At 66.1% G+C, this 21,303-nt stretch carries 24 protein-coding genes; 11 read left to right on the top strand and 13 right to left on the bottom strand.

Annotated features, from left to right (window positions below; all coding sequences use genetic code 11):
- Positions 1 to 183 precede the first annotated feature (183 nt).
- Genes K3A84_RS06420 through ccmA form a run of 5 tightly spaced genes read right to left on the bottom strand, consistent with a single transcriptional unit; the run spans position 184 to position 3,610 of the window.
- Positions 184 to 888 (bottom strand): GldG family protein, encoded by a 705-nt coding sequence (locus K3A84_RS06420; protein WP_225008500.1) that lies wholly within the window; start codon positions 886 to 888, stop codon positions 184 to 186.
- Positions 889 to 932: 44 nt separating this feature from the next.
- Positions 933 to 1,259, bottom strand: a complete 327-nt coding sequence (locus tag K3A84_RS06415) for a hypothetical protein (protein WP_225008499.1) — start codon at positions 1,257 to 1,259, stop codon at positions 933 to 935.
- A gap of 57 nt (positions 1,260 to 1,316) precedes the next feature.
- Positions 1,317 to 2,315 (bottom strand): cysteine synthase A, encoded by a 999-nt coding sequence (locus tag K3A84_RS06410; RefSeq protein ID WP_225008498.1) that lies wholly within the window; start codon positions 2,313 to 2,315, stop codon positions 1,317 to 1,319.
- Between the two features lie 54 nt (positions 2,316 to 2,369).
- A complete protein-coding gene (ccmB, locus tag K3A84_RS06405; RefSeq protein ID WP_225008896.1) occupies positions 2,370 to 3,032 on the bottom strand; it encodes a heme exporter protein CcmB in 663 nt (220 codons plus the stop codon).
- A gap of 2 nt (positions 3,033 to 3,034) precedes the next feature.
- Entirely contained in the window at positions 3,035 to 3,610 is a 576-nt protein-coding gene (gene ccmA, locus K3A84_RS06400; protein ID WP_225008497.1) for a heme ABC exporter ATP-binding protein CcmA, read from the bottom strand.
- 48 nt (positions 3,611 to 3,658) lie between these two features.
- On the opposite strand from ccmA, the gene K3A84_RS06395 reads away from it, so the two are divergent.
- Positions 3,659 to 3,952, top strand: coding sequence for a 4a-hydroxytetrahydrobiopterin dehydratase (locus K3A84_RS06395; RefSeq protein ID WP_225008496.1), 294 nt, complete (start codon positions 3,659 to 3,661; stop codon positions 3,950 to 3,952).
- Positions 3,953 to 3,955: 3 nt separating this feature from the next.
- Here the strand turns inward: K3A84_RS06395 and K3A84_RS06390 are convergent, their stop codons facing one another.
- Both K3A84_RS06390 and K3A84_RS06385 read right to left on the bottom strand, forming a co-directional pair.
- The gene (locus K3A84_RS06390; RefSeq protein ID WP_225008495.1) at positions 3,956 to 4,753 is read right to left on the bottom strand and encodes an SDR family oxidoreductase; all 798 of its coding nucleotides are present in this window, start codon (positions 4,751 to 4,753) and stop codon (positions 3,956 to 3,958) included.
- Positions 4,754 to 4,787: 34 nt separating this feature from the next.
- Positions 4,788 to 5,405, bottom strand: a complete 618-nt coding sequence (locus tag K3A84_RS06385; RefSeq protein WP_225008494.1) for a DNA-3-methyladenine glycosylase family protein — start codon at positions 5,403 to 5,405, stop codon at positions 4,788 to 4,790.
- A gap of 128 nt (positions 5,406 to 5,533) precedes the next feature.
- On the opposite strand from K3A84_RS06385, the gene K3A84_RS06380 reads away from it, so the two are divergent.
- Positions 5,534 to 5,851 carry a 2Fe-2S iron-sulfur cluster-binding protein gene (locus K3A84_RS06380; protein ID WP_225008493.1) on the top strand — a complete coding sequence of 106 codons (318 nt, stop codon included), beginning with the start codon at positions 5,534 to 5,536 and terminating at the stop codon, positions 5,849 to 5,851.
- A gap of 87 nt (positions 5,852 to 5,938) precedes the next feature.
- Here K3A84_RS06380 and K3A84_RS06375 read toward each other — a convergent pair whose 3' ends face one another.
- The 4 genes from K3A84_RS06375 to K3A84_RS06360 form a co-directional block, all read right to left on the bottom strand.
- A complete protein-coding gene (locus K3A84_RS06375) occupies positions 5,939 to 6,541 on the bottom strand; it encodes a hypothetical protein (protein ID WP_225008492.1) in 603 nt (200 codons plus the stop codon).
- A 94-nt stretch (positions 6,542 to 6,635) separates the two neighbouring features.
- Complete coding sequence (argC, locus tag K3A84_RS06370; RefSeq protein WP_225008491.1) at positions 6,636 to 7,565, bottom strand: N-acetyl-gamma-glutamyl-phosphate reductase; 930 nt, start codon at positions 7,563 to 7,565, stop codon at positions 6,636 to 6,638.
- Positions 7,562 to 7,918, bottom strand: coding sequence for an SH3 domain-containing protein (locus K3A84_RS06365; RefSeq protein ID WP_225008490.1), 357 nt, complete (start codon positions 7,916 to 7,918; stop codon positions 7,562 to 7,564). The genes argC and K3A84_RS06365 overlap by 4 nt, the downstream gene beginning before the upstream one ends.
- 56 nt (positions 7,919 to 7,974) lie before the next feature.
- Positions 7,975 to 9,384, bottom strand: coding sequence for a leucyl aminopeptidase family protein (locus tag K3A84_RS06360; RefSeq protein ID WP_225008489.1), 1,410 nt, complete (start codon positions 9,382 to 9,384; stop codon positions 7,975 to 7,977).
- Between the two features lie 53 nt (positions 9,385 to 9,437).
- Between K3A84_RS06360 and K3A84_RS06355 the strand changes: the two genes are divergently transcribed.
- The 5 genes from K3A84_RS06355 to K3A84_RS06335 all read left to right on the top strand — a co-directional run bounded on the left by K3A84_RS06355 (position 9,438) and on the right by K3A84_RS06335 (position 14,371).
- Positions 9,438 to 10,253 carry a DUF4163 domain-containing protein gene (locus tag K3A84_RS06355; protein WP_225008488.1) on the top strand — a complete coding sequence of 272 codons (816 nt, stop codon included), beginning with the start codon at positions 9,438 to 9,440 and terminating at the stop codon, positions 10,251 to 10,253.
- A gap of 52 nt (positions 10,254 to 10,305) precedes the next feature.
- Positions 10,306 to 11,133, top strand: a complete 828-nt coding sequence (gene map, locus K3A84_RS06350) for a type I methionyl aminopeptidase (RefSeq protein ID WP_225008487.1) — start codon at positions 10,306 to 10,308, stop codon at positions 11,131 to 11,133.
- A 325-nt stretch (positions 11,134 to 11,458) separates the two neighbouring features.
- On the top strand, positions 11,459 to 11,797 hold the full coding sequence (locus tag K3A84_RS06345; protein ID WP_225008486.1) for a P-II family nitrogen regulator: 339 nt from the start codon (positions 11,459 to 11,461) through the stop codon (positions 11,795 to 11,797).
- A 148-nt stretch (positions 11,798 to 11,945) separates the two neighbouring features.
- On the top strand, positions 11,946 to 13,355 hold the full coding sequence (gene glnA / locus K3A84_RS06340) for a type I glutamate--ammonia ligase (RefSeq protein WP_225008485.1): 1,410 nt from the start codon (positions 11,946 to 11,948) through the stop codon (positions 13,353 to 13,355).
- A gap of 278 nt (positions 13,356 to 13,633) precedes the next feature.
- On the top strand, positions 13,634 to 14,371 hold the full coding sequence (locus tag K3A84_RS06335; RefSeq protein WP_225008484.1) for a TonB family protein: 738 nt from the start codon (positions 13,634 to 13,636) through the stop codon (positions 14,369 to 14,371).
- A 149-nt stretch (positions 14,372 to 14,520) separates the two neighbouring features.
- On the opposite strand, the gene K3A84_RS06330 is transcribed toward K3A84_RS06335, so the two are convergent.
- On the bottom strand, positions 14,521 to 15,393 hold the full coding sequence (locus K3A84_RS06330) for an OmpA family protein (RefSeq protein ID WP_225008483.1): 873 nt from the start codon (positions 15,391 to 15,393) through the stop codon (positions 14,521 to 14,523).
- A 317-nt stretch (positions 15,394 to 15,710) separates the two neighbouring features.
- Between K3A84_RS06330 and K3A84_RS06325 the strand changes: the two genes are divergently transcribed.
- Together K3A84_RS06325 and K3A84_RS06320 are read left to right on the top strand one after the other, a co-directional pair.
- Entirely contained in the window at positions 15,711 to 16,208 is a 498-nt protein-coding gene (locus K3A84_RS06325; RefSeq protein ID WP_225008482.1) for a CHAP domain-containing protein, read from the top strand.
- A gap of 201 nt (positions 16,209 to 16,409) precedes the next feature.
- A complete protein-coding gene (locus K3A84_RS06320) occupies positions 16,410 to 17,042 on the top strand; it encodes a lysozyme (protein WP_225008481.1) in 633 nt (210 codons plus the stop codon).
- Positions 17,043 to 17,045: 3 nt separating this feature from the next.
- Here K3A84_RS06320 and K3A84_RS06315 read toward each other — a convergent pair whose 3' ends face one another.
- The gene (locus K3A84_RS06315; protein WP_225008480.1) at positions 17,046 to 19,292 is read right to left on the bottom strand and encodes a putative bifunctional diguanylate cyclase/phosphodiesterase; all 2,247 of its coding nucleotides are present in this window, start codon (positions 19,290 to 19,292) and stop codon (positions 17,046 to 17,048) included.
- A 179-nt stretch (positions 19,293 to 19,471) separates the two neighbouring features.
- Here K3A84_RS06315 and K3A84_RS06310 point away from each other — a divergent pair, with 179 nt between their 5' ends.
- Both K3A84_RS06310 and K3A84_RS06305 read left to right on the top strand, forming a co-directional pair.
- Positions 19,472 to 19,621, top strand: a complete 150-nt coding sequence (locus tag K3A84_RS06310) for a lmo0937 family membrane protein (protein ID WP_225008479.1) — start codon at positions 19,472 to 19,474, stop codon at positions 19,619 to 19,621.
- 115 nt (positions 19,622 to 19,736) lie between these two features.
- Complete coding sequence (locus tag K3A84_RS06305; protein ID WP_225008478.1) at positions 19,737 to 21,161, top strand: aldehyde dehydrogenase family protein; 1,425 nt, start codon at positions 19,737 to 19,739, stop codon at positions 21,159 to 21,161.
- Positions 21,162 to 21,303 lie beyond the last annotated feature (142 nt).

Here is a 21,303-nt window from a genome sequence, read left to right as displayed (position 1 = left end):
AATTTACGGGAAAACGCGGTCAAACGTTCGTTTTCCATGAGATTCCGCCTGTTACCCAAAGTTGCCGGCACCACCTCGGCAGCCTGATACCCTCACACGAAATGCCGAAATTGCTGGGCTTTGCGCGCGAGACAGCGCCCAACGCCCACGCCGCAGCACAGCCTTCCCGTATTTTCCCGTAAGTTATCGCCCGGCGCGGCCGAATGCTTCGTCGATCAGCCCGACGAGCATTGCCGCGCGCCACGGAGACGAGTCGCTGGTGTCCAGCAGCGCGGCATCGGCCACGGCCAGAATGCGCCCGCGGCCGATGCCGCAGGTCGCGACAAGCCCTTCGCGCGCGATCCGGCAATGTCCGCCCGGGCGCGGCGCAAAGCGCCCGGCAAGGTCGACCTGCAGGTTGCTTCCCGCGATTTCCCGCAGGCCCGCCGGCTGATCCTCATCAAAGCTCAGATCCAGGCCCCAATGCGTGAGGATGGGCGAAAGCAGCACCACATCCTGCGGGCGACGACGGTCCCCGATGGGAAACCGGCTGGGCGCGGTCAGCATCGGATCGGCGACCAGCAGCAGGCGCCCGCCAGCGCGCACCCAGCGATCGAGCGCGACGTTCTCCGCCGGATCGAGCGGGCGTGGCTGGGCGATCAGCAGGAAGCGCAAGCCGCGCAACTCGAGCAGCGTGTCGAGTGGCCGGGGGGCGAAACGCTGCTCCAGTTCCGCGCGCACCCATGTCGGCTGCTGGTTTGCATCCAGATGCGCGGAAAGGCCGTCCGCCTCGCGCCACATCACCGGCAAGCTGGTGAACACGCCGAGCGTGGGCCGCGCCTGCGACCTTGCAGGCTGCCGCGACAGGGCGAGCGCCAGCACGGCCACCCCGGCCAGCAGCACCGCCACCAGCAGCAGCCAGCGCCGCCACGCCCCTTGCGTCAGGGAAAGCCTCAGTGGTTCGCACCGCCCGCAGGCGGCTTCGGCTTCTGCGCTGCTGCGCCATCGACGGGCAGTTCGGGCGCCACGCCCATGTCGACCAGCGGATCGTTGGCGGGCGATGCGCTGGCACTCGCCGCCGCATCGGGGCCGACGCCCGCGCTGGCATCGCCGATCTGTGCGCGGTCCATGATCACGTTGGCGAGGCTGACCAGCAGCAGCATGCCCGCAAGTCCGAACAGCCCGACCTGCAGGCGATGCACCGCCTGCGCTCGCAACGCGCGCGGGCTGAGCGGCACGTGGTGAACGGGAACCAGCGGCACATCGGCCACAGGCGGCACCGGACGCGCTGCGGATCGGGAAGATATGCCGGGAAACGCCATCCCCGCGATGCTACCTTATTGCTTCAGCCAGGGGAAGACCGGCAGGCCCTTCGCTTCCAGCCAGACCGGATTATAGAGCGAGGAGAGGTAGCGGAAGCCGGTGTCGCACAGGATCGTGGCGACACGGCTCCCCTTGCCCAGTTGCTGGGCCAGCGCCACGGCGCCCGCAACATTGATCCCGCTCGACAGGCCGAGACACAGGCCTTCTTCGGCAAGCAGGCGCTCGACCCAGTAGAGGCCTTCCTCGTCGGAAATGCGGAACTGCGTGTCGATCGGCGCGCCTTCGAGGTTGGCGGTGATGCGCCCCTGCCCGATGCCTTCGGCCACCGACGAGCCTTCCGCCTTCAACTCGCCATTGGCGTAGTAGTTGTAGAGCGCCGCACCGTGCGGATCAGTCAGCGCGATGGTCACGCTTTCGTCGAACGACTTGAGGCCGAGACCCGTGCCCGCGATCGTGCCCCCGGTGCCGGCCGCGCAGGTGAAGCCGTCGATGCGATGCTCCATCTGCTCCCAGATCTCGGGCGCGGTGCTTTCGATGTGGGCGCGGCGGTTGGCGATGTTGTCGAACTGGTTGGCCCAGATCGCGCCCTCCGTTTCCTCGGCGATGCGGCGCGAGGTGTGGACGAAGTGCCCCGGATTGGAGAACGGCGCGGCCGGAACCAGCACCAGCTCGGCGCGAAGCGCACGCAAGGTATCCATCTTCTCGCGCGATTGTGTTTCGGGCATCACGATCACGGTCTTGTAGCCGAGCGCATTGGCGACGAGCGCCAGGCCGATGCCGGTGTTGCCCGCCGTGCCCTCGACAATCGTGCCGCCTGGCTTCAGCAGGCCGCGCTCCTCGGCATCGCGCACGATCCACAGCGCGGCGCGGTCCTTCACCGAAGCGCCGGGGTTGGCAAATTCGCACTTGCCAAAGATCTCGCACCCCGTGGCCTCGGAAGGTCCGGCGAGACGGACGAGCGGCGTGTTGCCGATCAGCGAAAGCGAGTTGGGGTTAAGCGCAGGGACAGTCATGCCGCTCGAGTTAGGGCGGCTTGACGCGAACGGCAATGCTTTTGCGCTTGAGATTTACTCGCGGCCCGCGCGTATCGCGGCTGCGCCCGCGAAGGGTGCGATGGCCAGCGCCGCCAGACTGCTTGCGGCCAGCAGGACAAGCCCACCCTCGCCGCCCGGTTGCAGCGAACCCGCGCCGAAGATCAGCAGCGGCACCGCAAGCGGAATCGCCAGCATCCCGCCCAGCGCAGAACCTGCGCGCAAGCCCGCTGTCAGCGCGGCGATGGTCACGCCGATCGCGGCGAGGCCGGGCGTGCCCAGCAGCAGCCCCTGTTCGATCAGCAGCAATTGCACGCGATCAAGCGAGAGCAGCCCCGCCGAAATCGGCGCGGCCAGCATCAGCGGCACGCCAAAGCTCAGCCAGTGGGCGAGGATGCGCACCGCCAGCACCGCTTCTTCGGCCAGCCCGCGCAAGGCCCACTGGTCGAAGAAGCCCGCTTCCATGTCGGGTTCGACCAGCCGGTCGAGCGGCAGGATCGCGGCCAGCAGCGCCGCCACCCAGATCACGCCCGCGCCGGTCCGCGCCAGCAGGCGGGCATCGGGACCGACCGCGAACGGGAACATCATGGCGACAGCCAGGAAGAACAGCAGCGGCAGCAGCGCCCCGCCCCGCCCCAGCGCGCCGCGCAGCAGGATGGCAAGGTCGCGCGCGAAGATCGTCAGCAGAGCCCGGCCCAGCTTCACGGCAGATGCTCCAGCAGCGAGATCGTGCGCATCGCCCGCAGCCCCAGCGGCTGGTGCGAGGCGATCACCGCGATCCCGCCCATCGCCCGATGCGCCTCGATCGCGGCCTGCGCCGCCGCGCCCCAGTGCGCGTCGAGGCCGTTCAGCGGTTCGTCGAGCAGCCAGATCCGCGCCCCGCTGGCCGCCAGCCGCGCGAGCGCGGCGCGCTTCTTCTGCCCGGTAGAGAGGTAGCCCACGGGCACGTCGAGCAGGTCTTCCAGCCCGAAATCGGCGCGCGCGCCGCCCGCATTGTCGATCCGCTCCCAGAAGGCCAGCGCCTCGCCCAGCGGGCGATGCAGGTCGAGCGCCATGCGTTCATCGCACAGCGCCATGCCGCCTTCGTGCTCGACATGGCCCCACGCCGGGCGCAGCAGGCCCGCCAGGATACGGATCAGGCTCGACTTGCCGATGCCGTTGGGCCCGGCCAGATGCAGCGCCTCGCCGCCGGCAAGCTCGAACGACACACCCCGCACCAGCACGCGATCGCCGCGCCGGCAGGCGATGTCGTAGGCGGCAAGGCGGCAGGGTTGCATGGGGCCGCGCGATAGGGGAAAGCGTGAGCCCTGCCAAGGAGACGCGAAATGGCGATTGCCCCCTTGTTGAAAGCCGAAATCGAAGCGGCGCTGGCCACCCTGCCCGGCTGGACGCTGCGCGACGACGGCCTCGCCCTCGTCAAGCCCTTCCGCTTCGCCGATTTCTCGCAGGCCTTCGCCTTCATGACGCGCGTGGCGCTGGAGGCGGAAAAGACCGACCACCACCCCGAATGGTTCAACGTCTACAACCGCGTCGACGTGACGCTGACCACGCACGACGCCAATGGCATCAGCCAGCGCGACCTTGCCATGGCGGCGGCGATGGAGCGGTTCGCCGCCTGACGCTCATCCCAGCGCGCGGCCGGCGTTGCGCACCTGCTTGCGCACCGCGCCGGGCAGGAAGCGCGAGAAGAACGCCATGCGCCGCGCCGTCGGCCCGACCAGCGTGTGTAGCTTCTGCCCCTGAACCGCCGCCCAGGCCGCATCGGCCACCGCGCCCACCGGCGTGATCTCCAGCCCCGCGCCCTGCACGCGGGTGCGGATGTCCTCGTTGCTGGCGCGGTTCGGCGCGTGATCAAGCAGCGGGGTTTCGATGAAGCCCGGCATCAGGTCGCGCACCGCGATCCCGTCCGCCGCCCATTCGCCGTCGAGCGATTCGGTCACGCCGCGCACCCCGAACTTGGTGGCGGAATACACCGACGCGCCGGGCGTGCCGTAAAGTCCTGCCGCGCTGGCCGTATTGAGCAGCACCGAGCCTGGCGCGCTCGCTTTCAGCCAGGGATGCGCCGCCTGCGCGCCGAAGATCACGCCTTTCAGGTTGATGTCGAGCGTGCGCTCGATCTCCTCGGGCGCGAGGTCCACCACCGGCCCGCCGAGCGGCACCCCGGCATTGTTGAACACCACGTCGATGCGCCCGCCAGCGGCACTCGCGAAGTCCGCCAGCGCCGCCCCCCAGGCCGCGCGGTCGCGCACGTCGAGCTTGTGCGTGGAACTCGCCCCTTGCGGCAGCAGCGCCGCCGTTTCGGCCATGCCGCTTTCGCTGATGTCGGCCAGCCCGACGAACCAGCCTTCGCGCGCGAAACGCTGCGCCACGGCGCGCCCGATGCCCGATCCGCCGCCGGTGATGAAGATCGCCTTGCGCATTGTCTTTCGCCCCTCCCGATTATCGGGGCGCAGCTTACAGCGCCGGGTTGTTGTAGCAATGCCAGGTGAAGATCGCCGCCGCCCCGCGATGCGGGCGCCACGTTTCGGCCAGCTCGCGCGTCAGCGTCTCGCTGGGGCGGTCGGCAAGGCCGAGCAGCTTGGCCAACCCCACCTGCACCGCAAGATCGCCCGCGGGCCAGATGTCGGGCCGTCCTTCGGCGAACAGCAGGTAGATCTCTGCCGACCAGCGCCCGATGCCCTTGATCTTGACCAGTTCGGCAATCGCCTCCTCGTCGTCTTCAGGCAGCGCATCAAGATCGAGTTCGCCCGACACCACCAGTTCGCACAAGGATCGGGCATAGCCCTGCTTCTGGCGTGACAGACCGCAGGCGCGCAGCGAATCGAAATCGGCGGCGAGCAGGTCGTGCGGCGGCATGTCCTCGCCCAGCAGCGCCTCCAGCTTGGCCCAGACCGAGGCGGCCGCCGATACGCTGACCTGTTGGCCGACGATCGTACGCAGCAAGGTGCGATAGCCGGTGGGGCGGATGCGCGGCTCGGGATGGCCGACCCGCTCGATCGCGGCGGCAAGGGCGGGCGTCGCCTGCGCGATGAAGGCGAGCCCTTCGGCGATCTGTCCTGCGGTCAGCCCCATCGGTGCCTCCTGTTCCTTTTCGGCCAACGCGCCGTGTCAGCCTTGCCAAATCCGGGGGGACGCGATAGCAGCCCGGCCCAAATGGGAACAGTGGGGGCGGCGTGGCTCCCTGACAGGAGACCTGGACAATGCCGAAGCTTGTTGTCGTGAACCGCTCGGGTGAAGAAAAGACCATCGACGTCGATGCCGGCCTGTCGGTGATGGAAGCCATTCGCGACAACGGGTTCGACGAACTGCTGGCGCTGTGCGGCGGCTGCTGCTCGTGCGCGACCTGCCACGTCTATGTCGACCCGGCGTTCGGCGACAAGGTTCCTGCGATGAGCGAGGACGAGAACGACCTGCTCGACAGCTCGGACCACCGCAACGAAACCTCGCGCCTGTCGTGCCAGGTGCAGATCACCGGCGACCTCGACGGCCTGCGCGTCACGATCGCGCCGGAAGACTGATCCTTCCGAAAAATTCGAGCTCGTAGAAGGGCCCGCTTCCGAAGGGAAGCGGGCCCTTTTTAGTGACAACGTAGCCGCAAAGAGAACTCAGTGAGGCGTCGGTGCGCCTAAATACTTTTGGACCTTGCCTTGGTCCACCATCGCGTTCAGCGAGTCCTTGAACGCATCGTTAATCATGCCGTTGAGGCCGTCTTGGTCGAATTTCGCTCGTTCACCCTTACCCGCCGATTTGATGATTTCGACGACTTTTTTCTGGGTGCGATCATAGATCTGCCATTCGACGGAAATCGAGATTGCCCCCTTCTGACCATTCACCGAATCGCACATCGTGACACTCGCGGGCTGAAATGTTGCGCCCATTAGAAAATCCGCTGATTCGCCGCTGCTATTTTCCTCGAACAAATTTGCAGACTTCTCTTGAACGGAAAATCCTTTTGCCTTCATCACTTCTGCAAACAGCCGCTCAAATCGCTCGTAGCTCGCCGTGCGCTCAGTGCTGCCGAAATCGAGAGGTGATCCGGCCAAGAGGCAGATCGTGCCAACTTTGACATGCTGGTTTTCTTTTGCGATTTGAGGATTCAGGATGACCTTGCTCAGTTGCACGGTGTGATGAGCAGGCGCTGTTTCCTGAGCGCAACAGACGCCAGCCCCGGATACCGCCATTGAAATACAGGCAACAAAAAACCGCATAGCTCCCCCCTTAACTGAGGAGATGACTACATTTGTGCCTGATCGGGTCAAGTAATTAGAAACCTCACAATCCGCTTATGGGGAACGTCAAGGTTTAAAGCCGCAGCCCCGCCGTCTCGTCGAGCCCCGCCATCAGGTTCAGGCTCTGCACCGCCGCCCCGCTCGCGCCCTTGCCCAGGTTGTCGAGGACCGCGACCAGCCGCGCCTGTTCGCCATCGGCGCTGCCCATCACGTGCAGCGTCAGCCCGTCCCACGGCTCCATCGATCCGCGCATCAGCATCTCGCCATCGGCCGGCAGATCCTGCGCCACGGTGACGACCTTCGAGCCTTCATAGAACTGCGTCAGCGCGCCGCGCAGCAGCTCGGGCGGCACGCTGCCGGGCATCACGCCCAGCGGCAGCGGGATTTCCACGACCATGCCGCGATGCGCGGCGATCACCGCCGGGCTGAACAGCGGCGCGATCATCAGGCCCGAATAGCGCTGCATCTCGGCCACGTGCTTGTGCCCGAAGGTCAGGCCATAGCCGCGCCAGGCGATGTCGCGGTCCTGCTCGAACCGCCCGATCAGCGCCTTGCCGCCGCCCGAATAGCCCGACACGGCGTTGACGCTGTAGGGCCACGCCGCAGGCAGCAACGCGTTGTGAACGAGCGGCGCCAGCAGGCCGATGAAGCCGGTGGGATAGCAGCCGGGGTTCGACACGCGCTTGGCATTGGCCACGGTTTCGCGCCCGACGATCTCGGGAAAGCCATAGGTCCAGCCATCGGCCACGCGGTGCGCGGTAGAAGCGTCGATCACGCGGGTGCGGTCGTTGGCGATCATCGCCACCGATTCCTTCGCCGCATCGTCGGGCAGGCACAGGATCACGACGTCGGCGTCGTTGATCGCCTCACGCCGCGCGGCCTCGTCCTTGCGGCGGGCTTCTTCCAGCGTGATCAGCGAAAACTCGCTGCGTCCTGCCAGCCGCTCTGCGATTTCAAGGCCCGTGGTGCCGACCGCGCCGTCGATGAAGACCGAGGTAGTCACGCCAGCACCAGCGCGCTTTGCGGCACATAGCCGACGAAACCGTCTTCCCCCTGCTGGCCCCACGCCCAGCCGCCCGCCATGTCGAGCACGTTGAACGTCTCGCCGCCTGCCAGATCGACGATCACCTCGCCCTCGGCATTGCCGGCCTTGCGCAGCGCCGCACCGTCGCCCGCCACCGCGTGCGGCATCGGCACGGCATAGTGCGGCACGAAGACCTTGCCCGCCAGCGCGATGTGGGCGAGGTCGCCGCGCACCGGGCGATGCAGCGGATCGAGCCTGACCGAAGGGCCGGTGAGCGCGAGTTCGCCGTCGTGCGGCTGTTCGATCAGGTCAAGTTCGGTGCTTGCGGACAATGCAGGAGGTTCCCGGAAGAGGAAAGCCGCGCGCTTACTGGCTTCCGCCCCGTCGTTCAAGCGCCGAACCGTTCGAGCAGCAGTCCCCAGGCCGCGCGCAGGCCCAGCGCATCGCCGCCCTTGGGGCGTCCGGGCTTGGGGTTGGGCCGCCAGGCGAAGGTGTCGAAGTGCGCCCAGTCGATCCCCTCGCCCACGAACCTGTCGAGGAACAGCGCCGCCACGCTCGCCCCGGCAAAGCCGTTGGCGGGCGAGTTCTGCAGGTCGGCCACGTCGGACTTGAGGTATTCGCGGTACCCTTCGTGCAAGGGCAGCCGCCAGCAGGCATCGTCGCGCGCTTGTCCTGCACGCAGCAGGGCGTCGGCCGTTTCGTCGGTCCTCGCGAACATCGCGGGCAGATCCGGCCCCAGCGCGACGCGCGCCGCGCCGGTCAGGGTCGCGAAGTCGATCACGAGAGCGGGCTTGCCCTCGCTCGCGCGGGTCAGCGCATCGCCCAGCACCAGCCGCCCTTCGGCATCGGTGTTGGTCACTTCCACGCTCAGGCCCTGCCGGGTACGCAGGATGTCGCCGGGGCGCATGGCATTGCCGGAAATGGCGTTTTCGACCGCGGGCACCAGCAGGTGCAGCCGCACCTTCAGCCCCTGCGCCATGATCAGGCCCGCCAGCGCCAGTGCGTGCGCCGCGCCGCCCATGTCCTTCTTCATCAGCGCCATGCCCGCCGATGGCTTGATGTCGAGCCCGCCCGAATCGAAGCACACACCCTTGCCCACCACGGCCACGCGCGGATGCGCCGGATCGCCCCATTCCAGCTCGATCAGGCGCGGCGCGTGATGGCGCGAGGCGGCGCGACCGACCGCGTGGATCATCGGATAGTCGTGTTCGAGCGCGTCGCCCGAATGCACGTGGATCATCGCATGGTGCGCCTTGGCCAGCGCGCGCGCCTCTGCCTCCAGCGCGCCCGGCCCCATGTCCTCGGCAGGCGTATTGACGAGATCGCGCACGGTCAGCACCGCGCCGGCCTCGGCCAGCGCCGGGCCGATCGCCTTGACGTGCTTCGTCAGCAGCACGCGCGGTTCGTTGGGCTTGGCATCCTTGCGATAGCGGTCGAAGCGGTACTGGCCCGTGACCCAGCCGTGCATCGCCTGCGCCACGCCCGGCCCCTTGGCTCCCAGCGCCTCTTCGCGCGCCAGGCGGTAGGTGCCGCCGGGCAGCACTTCGGCCAGCTTGGCGAGGCACCAGCTCGACAGCGAGGCGGTGTTGGCGATGCCAGCCACCGCGAACCAGCCGTCGCCATCTGGGACGATCGCGGTTTCGTACCCGCCGCCTTCGAATTTCTGCGCGGCGAGCGCGGAACGCTGGCCCGCGTTCAGCGTCTTCATCCAATCGGCAAGGCCCGCCTTGTCGACAAGGTGGAGGGCAATGGCGCTCTGGCCATGATCGGGCTGGATCAGCGCGTTTCTGTCGGTCATGTTGGGGACGACCTTGCCGCAGCGAAGCGGCGAGAGCGAGAGGAAAACGAACCGTGCAAAGGACTTTCGCCTGTGCAACCCTCCTGCTGGCGCTGGCCGCCTGCGGCAGCAAGGCACCGACGACCAGCAGCGCCACGCCGACGGCTGCAAGCGAAGCGGCCGCCACGCCCGCGCCGCCCGCGCCCGCTGCCCCGAAAGCGGCGGCGGTGAAGGTCAGCGAGAAGAACGATCTCTACGAGTTCAGCTATGCCTACCCCGCGCAGGCCGCGGCGATCCCGGCGCTGAAGGCACAGTTCGATGCCGACATGGCGCGGCAGAAGGCCGACATCGCGAAGGACGCGAGCGACGGGAAAAAGGACGCGAAGGACAACGACTATCCCTTCAACCCCTATTTCCATTCGACCGAATGGAAGGTCGTGACCGACTTGCCCGGCTGGCTCAGCCTGTCCACGCTGCTCGGCCTCTATACCGGCGGCGCGCATCCGAATTACGCCTTCGACGCGCTGCTGTGGGACAAGGCGGCGAACAGGCGGGTCGATGCGCTGGCCCTGTTCACCAGCAAGGCCGCGCTGGCGCAGGCGGTGACCAAGCCCTTCTGCGCCGCGCTGGCGAAGGGGCGGCTGAAAAAGCGCGGCGAAGTGTGGCAGGGCGACGGCATCTCCGATTTCGAGCAGTGCATCGATCCGCTCGACCAGACCGTGATCCTTGGCTCGGCGGGCAGGCAGGGGTTCGACCGCATCGGCTTCCTGATCGCGCCCTACAACGCCGGGCCTTATGCCGAGGGCAGCTATGAAGTGACGCTGCCCGTGACGCCCGCCGTTCTGGCCGCGGTGAAGCCCGAATATCGCGCGGCTTTCGTCGGCGGTTGAAACGTGGTGCGAGCCGCTCGCAATTCCTGATGGAAATCGCTACATCGCCGCCATGACCGAATACGTGACCGCCGACGAAACCGACGTCCAGCCCCGCGACGGGACCATCAAGCTCCACGGCCCTGCGGGCTTCGAGGGGATGCGCAAGGCCGGGCGCCTTGCCGCCGAGATCCTCGACGCGCTGGCCCCGCTGGTGGTGCCGGGCGCGCGCACCGACATGATTGACGACGTCGTCCGCCAGATGACGCTCGACGCGGGCGCGATCCCCGCCACGCTCGGCTATCGCGGCTATGCCCATTCGTGCTGCATCTCGAGCAACCACGTGGTCTGCCACGGCATCCCATCGGACAAGACGCTGAAGGACGGGGACATCGTCAACATCGACGTGACCCCGTTGCTGGATGGCTGGCACGGCGATTCCAGCCGCATGTACCTCGTCGGCGACGTGCCGCTGAAGGCCAAGCGGCTGGTCGACGTGACCTACGAATGCCTGATGATCGGCATCGAGCAGGCCAAGCCCGGCGCGCGGCTGGGCGACATCGGTGCGGCGATCCAGGCGCACGCCGAAAAGAACCGCTATGGCGTGGTGCGCGAGTTCTGCGGCCATGGTCTTGGCCGCCTGTTCCACGATGCCCCCGAAGTGGTCCATGCCGCGCGCGCCGGGACCGGGCCGGAGTTGCGGCCGGGGATGTTCTTCACGATCGAGCCGATGATCAACCTCGGCAAGCCCGGCGTGAAGATCCTCGAGGACGGCTGGACGGCGGTGACGCGCGACCGCTCGCTGTCGGCGCAGTTCGAGCATTCGATCGGGATCACCGAGACGGGTTGCGAGATCTTCACCACCAGCCCCAGGGGCCTCGACAAGCCGCCTTACGCCTGAGGCTTGTGCAAGGCGCTTGTTGATGAAGTGCATGCACGCGGCAAACGGGGCCGGGTTTGCACGAAAGTCCGCCTGCCTAAAAATCAGGCAGAAGGTGCGCAAAATTTGTGCATGAAAAAATCACGTCTGCGTAATTTCATGTTTCAGATTGGTCATTAAACAAACTGATTGTTGCGCGACCGTCATTTTTCCCGCTTTCGCAAGCGCGAGCGATGGCCTAGTGGAAACCGTGTGAGCGTGGCACGATTCTTGTTAGGTCGGGCCACAAGGGACAACTGCCTGCCGATGCACGTCGGCAGGCCCGGCGTTGCAGGGGTCTGACCAGGTGAAGAAGGTCGAAGCGATCATCAAGCCGTTCAAGCTGGACGAGGTGAAGGAGGCGCTGCACGAGATCGGCGTGTCCGGCATCACCGTGACCGAGGCCAAGGGCTTCGGGCGCCAGAAGGGCCACACCGAACTCTATCGCGGCGCGGAATACGTCGTCGACTTCCTGCCCAAGGTGAAGCTGGAAGTCGTGGTCAGCGATGCGCTGGTCGACCGCGTGGTCGAAGCGATCGCCGCGGCGGCCCAGACCGGCCGCATCGGCGACGGCAAGATCTTCGTGATGACCGTGGACAGCGCGCTGCGCATCCGCACCGGCGAACGCGACGACGACGCGATCTGATTTGCGCCGCCCCGCCGGGACCGGACGGGGCGGACGGAAATGAACCGGGGGTGGCCTTGGGACGGGCGGCCTCCACGAACAAACCACCCCTGAAAACCCCGCCCTTCGGCAGCTGGCCGAAGCGACGGGGAGGAAAGAAGGACCAGCGATGGCAAGTGCAAAGGACATCCTCGCCCGCATCAAGGACGAGGAAATCGAATGGGTCGACCTGCGTTTCACCGATCCCAAGGGCAAGTGGCAGCACCTGACCATGGTCGCTTCGATCCTGGGTGAAGACGAGCTGGAAGACGGCCTGATGTTCGACGGTTCGTCGATCGAAGGCTGGAAGGCGATCAACGAGTCGGACATGATCCTCAAGCCCGACCTCGACTCGGTCTTCGTCGATCCGTTCTCGGCCACCCCGATGCTGATCATCTGCTGCGACATCGTCGAGCCTTCGACCGGCGAACTCTACGCCCGCGACCCGCGTTCGACCGCCAAGCGCGCCGAATCGTTCGTGAAGGCCAGCGGCATCGGCGACACGGTCTATGTCGGCCCCGAAGCCGAATTCTTCCTGTTCGACGACGTCAAGTTCTATGACGGCTACGATGGCAACGGCTTCCGCATCGACGACGTCGAGCTGCCGACCAACACCAACAAGGAATACGAAGGCGGCAACCTGGGCCACCGTCCGGGCGTCAAGGGCGGCTATTTCCCCGTCGCCCCGATCGACAGCTGCGTCGACATCCGCGGCGAGATGGTTTCGACCATGCTCGAAATGGGCCTGCCCTGCGACAAGCACCACCACGAAGTGGCCGCCGCGCAGCACGAACTGGGCCTGACCTTCGGTACGCTGGTGCAGACCGCCGACCGCATGCAGGTGTACAAGTACGTCGTGCAGCAGGTCGCGCAGGCCTATGGCAAGACCGCCACGTTCATGCCCAAGCCCATCAAGGGCGACAACGGCTCGGGCATGCACACCCACATCTCGATCTGGGATTCGGGCAAGCCGCTCTTCGCCGGCAACGGCTATGCCGGCCTGTCGGACATGTGCCTGTACTTCATCGGCGGCGTGATCAAGCACGCCAAGGCGCTGAACGCTTTCACCAACCCGACCACCAACAGCTACAAGCGTCTGGTGCCGGGCTATGAAGCCCCCGTGCTGCTCGCCTACTCGGCGCGCAACCGTTCGGCTTCGTGCCGCATTCCCTACGGTGCGGGCGCCAAGGCAAAGCGCGTGGAATTCCGCTTCCCCGACGCGATGGCCAACCCCTACCTGTGCTACGCCTCGCTGCTGATGGCGGGCCTCGACGGGATCAAGAACAAGATCCACCCCGGCGAAGCCATGGACAAGAACCTCTACGACCTGCCGCCGGCCGAACTCGCCGCCGTGCCGACCGTGTGCGGTTCGCTCCGCGAAGCGCTGGAATCGCTCGAAGCCGACTACGAGTTCCTGCTCGAAGGTGGCGTGTTCACCAAGGACCAGATCGATTCGTACATCGAACTGAAGTGGCCCGAAGTGCTGCGCTGGGAAACCACGCCGTCGGCGGTCGAATTCGACATGTACTACTCGGCCTGATCCTTCGGATCACACGAGACACAAAGGGGCGTCCGGGAAACCGGGCGCCCTTTTTGGTTGGGGGCTGGCTTGGGGTGAAGGCCCAGTCGATCGCGGCATCGCCGTGCGCGTTCGGAAGGCACTTTCCGTCTACACCTGCTTATCATTCCCGCACAGGCGGGATGACGGCGGCAATAGTGACGACGTTGCGGACATTGCCATCTCCCGGCATGTCGAAGTCAGTTAGGGATAATCAATCTGACGTTCTCAGCGCGACAAGTCGAAGGGGCATTGGGGAAATGAAGGCATATATTCCGTTCATCGTGACTGCGCTGGCAATTTCCCCGGCGGTCGCACAACCAGCACCGACAGCGCCAGCAGTTGCTCCAGCCAGGCTCGTCGCAGCAAAGCCTTGTGAACCGGCTACGCCAGAAACGGGGCAGAATGGTGAATTGATCTACACCGGGTGCCAAATCAAAGCGATGGGCGGCACACTTCCCAAGCTTATCACAGCGCCCAAAGAGCCTGATCTATCAAATCTTTATCAGAAGGGCATTCAAGGTGAAGTCGTTTTCGACTTAATTATCGGAAATGATGGTACCATCCGGGATGTGGCCATCAAGGGGTCGTCCAGATCACCTGAGCTGGATGCGATTGCCATGGGCCTTGTTAATGGGAGCAAGTTCTCGCCCGCCGCAGATCAATTTGGGAAGCCCGTCGACGTTCGCGCTGCGCTGCCGATGTATTTCTGGAAGGACAGCATGATCGATCAGAAATATTTCAAAAAGTCGTGCCGGGATTTTTTGACAGACGTCAAATGGCGTGCCGAACACTTCCCTGAGGAGAGCGTTGAACAATATCGCGGCTGGCTACTCGCGAAGGGAGCGATGGTAATAGGTTCAATCCGCTCCGCCGGAGGCCTGAGCGCGATCGGTCAGAACCGCGAGTTCCCCAAAACACCCACATATTCAGATGTAGTAGATGGCTGTAAGGCAAAACCCGACAGGCCTTTTTTTGACGTCCTGACGGGTAGATAACTGAAACAAGCGGGCAGATGCGGATACGCATGGCGTGCAGACTATCAAGCAACGGCTTACGGTCTTGCCCCGCCCGCACCAAAGGCCGCCCTTCGCCAGGGCAGCAGTTTGGAGGCGCTCCTCCCACCAGGGAAGGAGCGCCTCCAATCTTAAAGCCCGTCGACGGCCTTGCTGACCAGCACGTTGATCGCCACGCGGCGGTTCTGCGCCTTGCCTTCGGGCGTCGAGTTGTCCGCCGCCGGGTCGGCCTTGGCCATGCCGGTGGGCGTCAGCATGCGGTAGGGCTTCCAGTGGCAGACCTGCTGCAGGTAGTTGGTCACCCGCGCCGCGCGCTTCTCGCTCAGCGTCTGGTTGTAATCGTCATCGCCCACGGAGTCCGTGTAGCCGATGACCAGCATCTGCGCGTTCTCGGTCGCTTCCGCCTGGCTGGCGGCACCGCACAATTCGGCCTTGGCCTGCTGCGACAGGTTCGACTTGCCGGTGTCGAAATAGACGTTGGTGGTGCTCTTGATATTGTACTTGTCGATATCGCCGAAGCGCGCGCGCAGCGCGTTGGTGGCGGCGGTCTGTTCGGCAAAGCCCTGCGCCGTGCCGGTGCGGATCATGGACGCGGTCTTCAGGTCGTTGTTGCGGAAGGTGATTTCGCTGGCCATCAGCGCGCTGCCGGCCTGCAAGGTCTTGACCGTCACCGGCAACCCGTTGAGCAGAGCGGCTTCGGTCAGCTTGGCGCTTCCGGCAAGGAAGCCCTTCTTCGCCTTGATCTTCGTCGCCTCGTTCACGGTCACGACGGTGCGCGTGCCGTCTTCGCCGAGCACTTCGATGCGGTCGCCCTGCCGCGCGGAGATGTTGCCCTTGATCTCCGGCCCTGCGACCGGCTCGGCGCTGGCGGTGGCCTGGAGGGGTTCGGCACTGGCTTCGGGCGCGGCGGCGGCGTCTTGCGGCTGGGCGGAAACGGCGCCTGCCGACAGGCACAGCGCGGCGGGCAGGATCAGGGCAGCGCCCATCTTGGAAACGGCACGCATCAAGTCACTCCTTCAAAATGCGTCTGACATCCCCGCGTGTTGAGCCCGCCCTTGCTGGCGAATGAACGATACCGGGCCGGGGGCGGGTGGAGAGGATGGCCGGAGCGCGGCTTGCGGTGAGTGGATTGCAGGGGGCGTGCCGTTCCTCCACCCATGCCAGCGCGAACGGTCCTTTTTCCGCTCGCGCGGGAACGCGGGGCCGCTCCTGTCGTTTTATCCACAGCCCTTCGCAGGTGCGGGACGAACCGTTGATCGCGCGGGGCGAGACGAGCCGGGCCCAACTGTGCGAATCCGCACAGCGCCCTAATAGTGCGGCCATGCTTCGTGCCGCCCTTGCCTCGCTTGTCGCCTTCGCCTCGCTGCTGATGATGCCCGCCACGGCCAATGCCCGGCTGCAGTGCGTCGCCTATGCGCGGCAGATCGGCGACGTGCAGCTTTCGGGCAACGGGCGCGACTGGTGGGGCAATGCCGCCGGCGTCTATGCCCGCGGGCAGCGTCCGCAGGCCGGTGCGGTGCTGGCGTTCAAGGCAAGCGGCGCGATGCCCTATGGCCACGTCGCCGTCGTCAGCAAGGTGGTCGACGATCGCCACATCCTGATCAACCACGCCAACTGGTCGGCCCCCGGCCTGATCGAGCGCGGCGTCGAAGTGGTCGACATCTCGCCCGCCGGTGACTGGAGCCAGGTGCGCGTGTGGTACGGCAAGACCCGCTCGCTGGGCCTGCGTCCCTCGCCCACGTTCGGCTTCATCTACCCGAGCCTGGCCCCGGCGACCGTCACCGCCAGCAACGACGTGGCGACACCCGCGCGCGGCTGAGGGTTTCGGCCCGCCTGAAGACTAAGGCCCTCGCTTTGCGGAGGCCTTTGTTTTTGGGGGGTACGGTCCTGCCAAATCGGCGGAGCCTGCGCTTTCCTACATTGGCGGTGCGCCATAGCCTGCCGACCGAGGCATAACGCACCCTCGGGGCGCACCTGCTTTCATTCCTGCCTGCTTCATTCTTGAACGCAGGAGACAGGCATGAACCGCAAGCCCATTTTCGATGCCGTGCGCAAGCTGCTGGGGCGCCGCTTTACCGAGGCCGAGGTCGCGGCGCTTGACAGGGCGATCGACGCCGCAACCGGCGCGCTGCCCGCCAACGAGGCGCCCGATGTGCGCGCGCCGGATTTCACCGAGACCAAGGCCGCCGTGCGCACGCTAGGCGCGGCGGGCACGGCGCTGATCAAAGGCTGGGAAGGCTGCCACAAGCTGCGCGCGGACGGCCGCTTCGAGGCCTATCCCGACCCCGGCAGCGCGGACGGCACGCCGTGGACGATCGGCTGGGGATCGACCGGGCCGGACGTGCGCAAGGGCGTGGTGTGGACCGCTGCGCAGTGCAATGCGCGCTTCGATGCCGACATGGCGCGCTATGTGGCGGACGTGGCGCGCGCGCTTGGCGATGCGCCGACCACGGCCAACCAGTTCGATGCGCTGGTCTCGTTCCACTACAACACCGGCGCGATCGCCAGCGCGGGGCTGACGCGGCTCCACCGGCAGGGGCATTACCGGCAAGCGGCGGACGCGTTCGGCACGTGGATCTACAACAACCACAAGGTCATGCCGGGCCTCGTCAAGCGACGCGCGGCCGAGGCGAAGCTGTACCGGACGGCCTGAACGTCAGCCCGCGAGGCGCAGGTCCGCGCCGTGTTCGCGCCGCCACAGCAGGGCGCGGGCCTCGGCGACGGGCAGCGCCTTCCAGAACAGGTGGCCCTGCACCAGTTCGCACCCCGCAGCCTGGACAAGGCGGCGCTGGACCTCGGTTTCGACGCCTTCGGCCACGACCTTCATCCGCAGCGTGTGGCCGAGCGAGACGATGGCGCACAGGATCGAGTGCGCGTCCATGTCGCCTTCGATGTTCTGCACGAACGAGCGATCGATCTTGATCCGTTCGAACTGGAACGAGCGCAAATACGACAGCGAGGAATAGCCGATGCCGAAATCGTCGAGCGCGATGCGGAAGCCCATGCGGTTCAGTTCGCGCAGCACGCCCATGACGTGGTCGGAGCGATCGAGCATGATGCCCTCGGTCACTTCGAGCACGACGCGGCGCGGATCGACCCCGGTTTCGGCAACGATCCCGGCAATGGTCTGGACGAAATCGGTCGCCATGATCTGCAAGGGCGAAAGGTTGACCGACACATCGCAGGCGGGCCAGCCCCGGCATTCACGGAAGACGTGGCGCAGCATCCAGTTGCCGAGCGGGATCATCAGCCCCGCCTGTTCGGCGATGGGTACGAACAGGCCGGGGCGGATCTCGCCGCGTTCGGGATGGGTCCAGCGCAAAAGCGCCTCGAACCCGCGCACGTCGCCGTTCTCGATAGCGACGATCGGCTGGAAGGCGACCGACAGTTCATCGCGGGCGATCGCGCGGCGCAGTTCCATCTCCATTTCGCGCCGCAGCTTGACCGAGGCGTCCATGTCGCGGGTGAAGCGGCGATAGCGGGCGCGCCCGCGCTGCTTGGCGCGGTAGAGTGCGATGTCGGCGCGACGCAGCAGTTCGCCAGGATCTTCGCTCTGTTCGGGGCCCCAGCTGATCCCGCACGAACAGGTGACATCGAGGTTGTTGCCCGAGATCGCGAAGGGTTCCTGCATAAGTTCCATGATCTGGCGGCCGAGTTGGTCGGCGGCGACGAGGCCTCCTTCGGCGCGGCGCATCAGCACGAATTCGTCGCCGCCGAAGCGCGACAGGAAATCGCCTTCGGGCAAGGCACGGCGCAGGCGCAGCGCGACCTGGCGGACCAGCTCATCCCCCACGTGGTGACCGAGCGTGTCGTTGACCACCTTGAAGCTGTCGATATCGAGATAGGCGACGAAAACGTCGCCCGCCACGCGGCCTTCGATGCACGCGGCGAGTTCGGCGCGCAGGCGCTGCATGTAGTGGACGCGGTTGGGCAGGCCCGACATCGCATCGTGCAGCGCATTGTGCTGCGCCTGCGCCTCGCTCGCCAGCAGCTCGCGGCCCGCGCGGCGCATCCGCCGCACGATGATGCTGCCGCCCATCACCACGCCGATGAAGAACAGGATGTATGTGGCGAGCAAGGGGGCGGTGCGGCGCACGATCGTAGGGCCGGGCGTCTTGGCGCGCCACGCCAGCCAGCCGATCGGGTGGCCATCGGCAGCCTGCAGCGCGATGGCGTTGCGGCTGGGATCGGGCAGCGTTGCGCTGAAGCCGAGGTCGGGCAGCAGCAGATCGGTGCGCATCTGGGCCAGCGGCGCGCCTTCGAGATAGCGCAGACTGGCGACATAGGCGGGACGGCGGCGGAGCAGGCCATAATCGCGATCGGGCACGATGGCGGCAACGGCGAGGAACGCCGGACGCCCGTGGTGCAGCACGGGCCGCGCCGCCCAGCGGGTGAGCGGGCGACCATCGACATCGGCAGGCCACGCGCCATCAGCCAGCGGCAAGGTGCGACGGACATCGCCGGACACAGCGCCCGGACGCTGCGCGGCGACAAGCAACGCGGCGATGTCTTGTTCGAGGCCCTTCACCGCGCCCGCGCCGGCCGGGCGTCCCTGCTCCCAGCTGTGGGCGAGGCGCCCGTCCGGGCGCAGCAGGAACAGCTTGTCGGTGCGGAAATTGTTCCAGAAGAATGCGCCGAGATAATGGTTCGACCAGTTGGTATCGTCGGCCAGCACGGCCTTGCGCATGGCATCGTCCCAGGTCAGCTGGACCTTCTGGGTAGCGACGAAATCGCGCATCGCGCGGTCAAGGTACTGCTGCGCAATGCCGCGTTCGTCCTCGCGCGCGAGTTCGTCGGCAACACTGGTGGAATGATTGAACGCCGCGATCAACGCGACCGACAGCGAAAGCAGCGCGACGAACGTCGCAAACGCCACCCACCCCGTCCGCAGGCCGTGGGCCATGCGCCGGGCGGCACGCCTTCGTCTGTTGGTGACCATCGCCATTCTGAAGGTCTTAGAAGGCGCTCTGCGAACAAATGGTTAGCGCGCATTACGCCCTGCCCCAAGGAACTTGCGCAGCGGAGCGGGGTTTGAAGCTGCAGACAACTCCACTTCGGAGTGATCCCATCGGGAGAGCCCTCATGCTTATGACCCTTGCCCTTGTCCTGCTCGTTCTCTGGGCGCTTGGCGTGTTCGCGTTCAAGGTTACTGCGGGCGTGATCCACATTCTGCTGATCGCAGCGCTCGTCGTCGGGCTCGTGCAGCTTTTCCGCGGCCGTCGAACGGTCTGACCGAGAAATCGAAGCCGCGACCGCACCTTGGACCGCATGACGGGTTGCAATCTGCCACGCAATGCTGCCATCCTCTTCCGGCGAATCCAATTCTATACAACCGGGAGTAAAAGCGATGCGCGAGCGGCTTCAACACTACATCGACGGCAAATGGGTCGATAGCGAAGGTGGCGTCCGCCACAACGTGATCAACCCGGCCACGGAAGAGCCGACCACGGTCATCACGCTGGGCACCAAGGCCGACGTGGACAAGGCCGTGGCCGCCGCCAAGCGTGCGTTCAAGACCTTCAGCAAGACCAGCCGCGAAGAACGCATTGCGCTGCTCAACCGCATCGTCGAGGAATACAAGAAGCGCGTGAACGACCTCGCCGTCTCGATGGCCGAGGAAATGGGCGCGCCCGTCAGCTTCGCCAGCACCGCGCAGGTCGGCGCAGGGATCGGTGGCTTCCTTGGCACCATCGCCGCGCTGCAGAACTTCGAATTCGTCGAAGACGCAGGTGCTTTCAAGGTTGCCTATGAACCGATCGGCGTGGTCGGCATGATCACCCCGTGGAACTGGCCGCTGAACCAGATCGCGCTGAAGGTCGCGCCCGCGCTGGCTGCCGGCAACACCATGGTGCTCAAGCCTTCGGAAGAATGCCCCACCAACGCCGCGATCTTTGCCGAGATCCTCGACGCCGCGGGCGTGCCGCCGGGCGTGTTCAACCTCGTGCAGGGCGATGGCCCGGGCGTCGGCCAGGCGATCAGCTCGCACCCCGACATCGAGATGGTCAGCTTCACCGGCTCGACGCGCGCGGGCATCCTCGTCGCCAAGGCGGCGGCCGATACGGTCAAGCGCGTCCACCAGGAACTGGGCGGCAAGTCGCCGAACCTCGTCCTGCCCGACGCCGATTTCGCCGCGCACCTCGCGCCCACGGCGATGGGCCCGCTGATCAACACCGGCCAGTCTTGCATTTCCCCCACGCGCATCCTCGTGCCGCGCGAGCGTGAAGCCGAAGCCGCCGCTTTCGTCACCGCGATGTATTCGGCGACCCCGGTCGGCGACCCGCTGGCCGAAGGCAACCACCTCGGCCCGGTGGTGAACAAGGCGCAGTACGACAAGATCCGCGACCTCATCCAGTCGGCGATCGACGAAGGCGCCAAGCTGGAAACCGGCGGCACCGACCTGCCCGCCAACGTCAACCGTGGCTACTTCATCCAGCCGACCGTGTTTTCGGGCGTGACGCCCGACATGCGCATCGCGCAGGAGGAAATCTTCGGTCCGGTCGCCACGATCATGGCCTACGACAGCCTTGAACAGGGCATCGAGATTGCCAACGACACCGCCTATGGCCTGTCGGCGGTGATCTCCGGCGATCCGGCCAAGGCCGCTGTCGTCGCACCGGAGTTGCGTGCAGGGATGGTCGCGATCAACAACTGGGGCCCCTCGCCGGGCGCGCCGTTCGGCGGCTACAAGCAGTCGGGCAATGGCCGCGAAGGCGGGCTCTATGGCCTCAAGGACTTCATGGAAATGAAGGCGATCAGCGGCCTTCCCGCCTGATTTCAGCTTTCAGCCTGAACGAAGAGGGTCGCCTGAAAGGGCGGCCCTTTTTCGTTGGAGGGATGCGCCGTGCCCCACCCACCCCGCTGCGACTAGCCCTTGCTGCGCAAGCGCAAATCTCGCTGCCCCTTCCGCTTGCGGG

This window comes from Novosphingobium percolationis (genome assembly GCF_020179425.1).
In the GTDB taxonomy this organism is placed as follows: Bacteria; Pseudomonadota; Alphaproteobacteria; order Sphingomonadales; family Sphingomonadaceae; genus Novosphingobium; species Novosphingobium percolationis.
The sequence above is the reverse complement of the archived record's forward strand: the minus strand, read 5'-3'. Positions and strand labels throughout refer to the sequence as shown.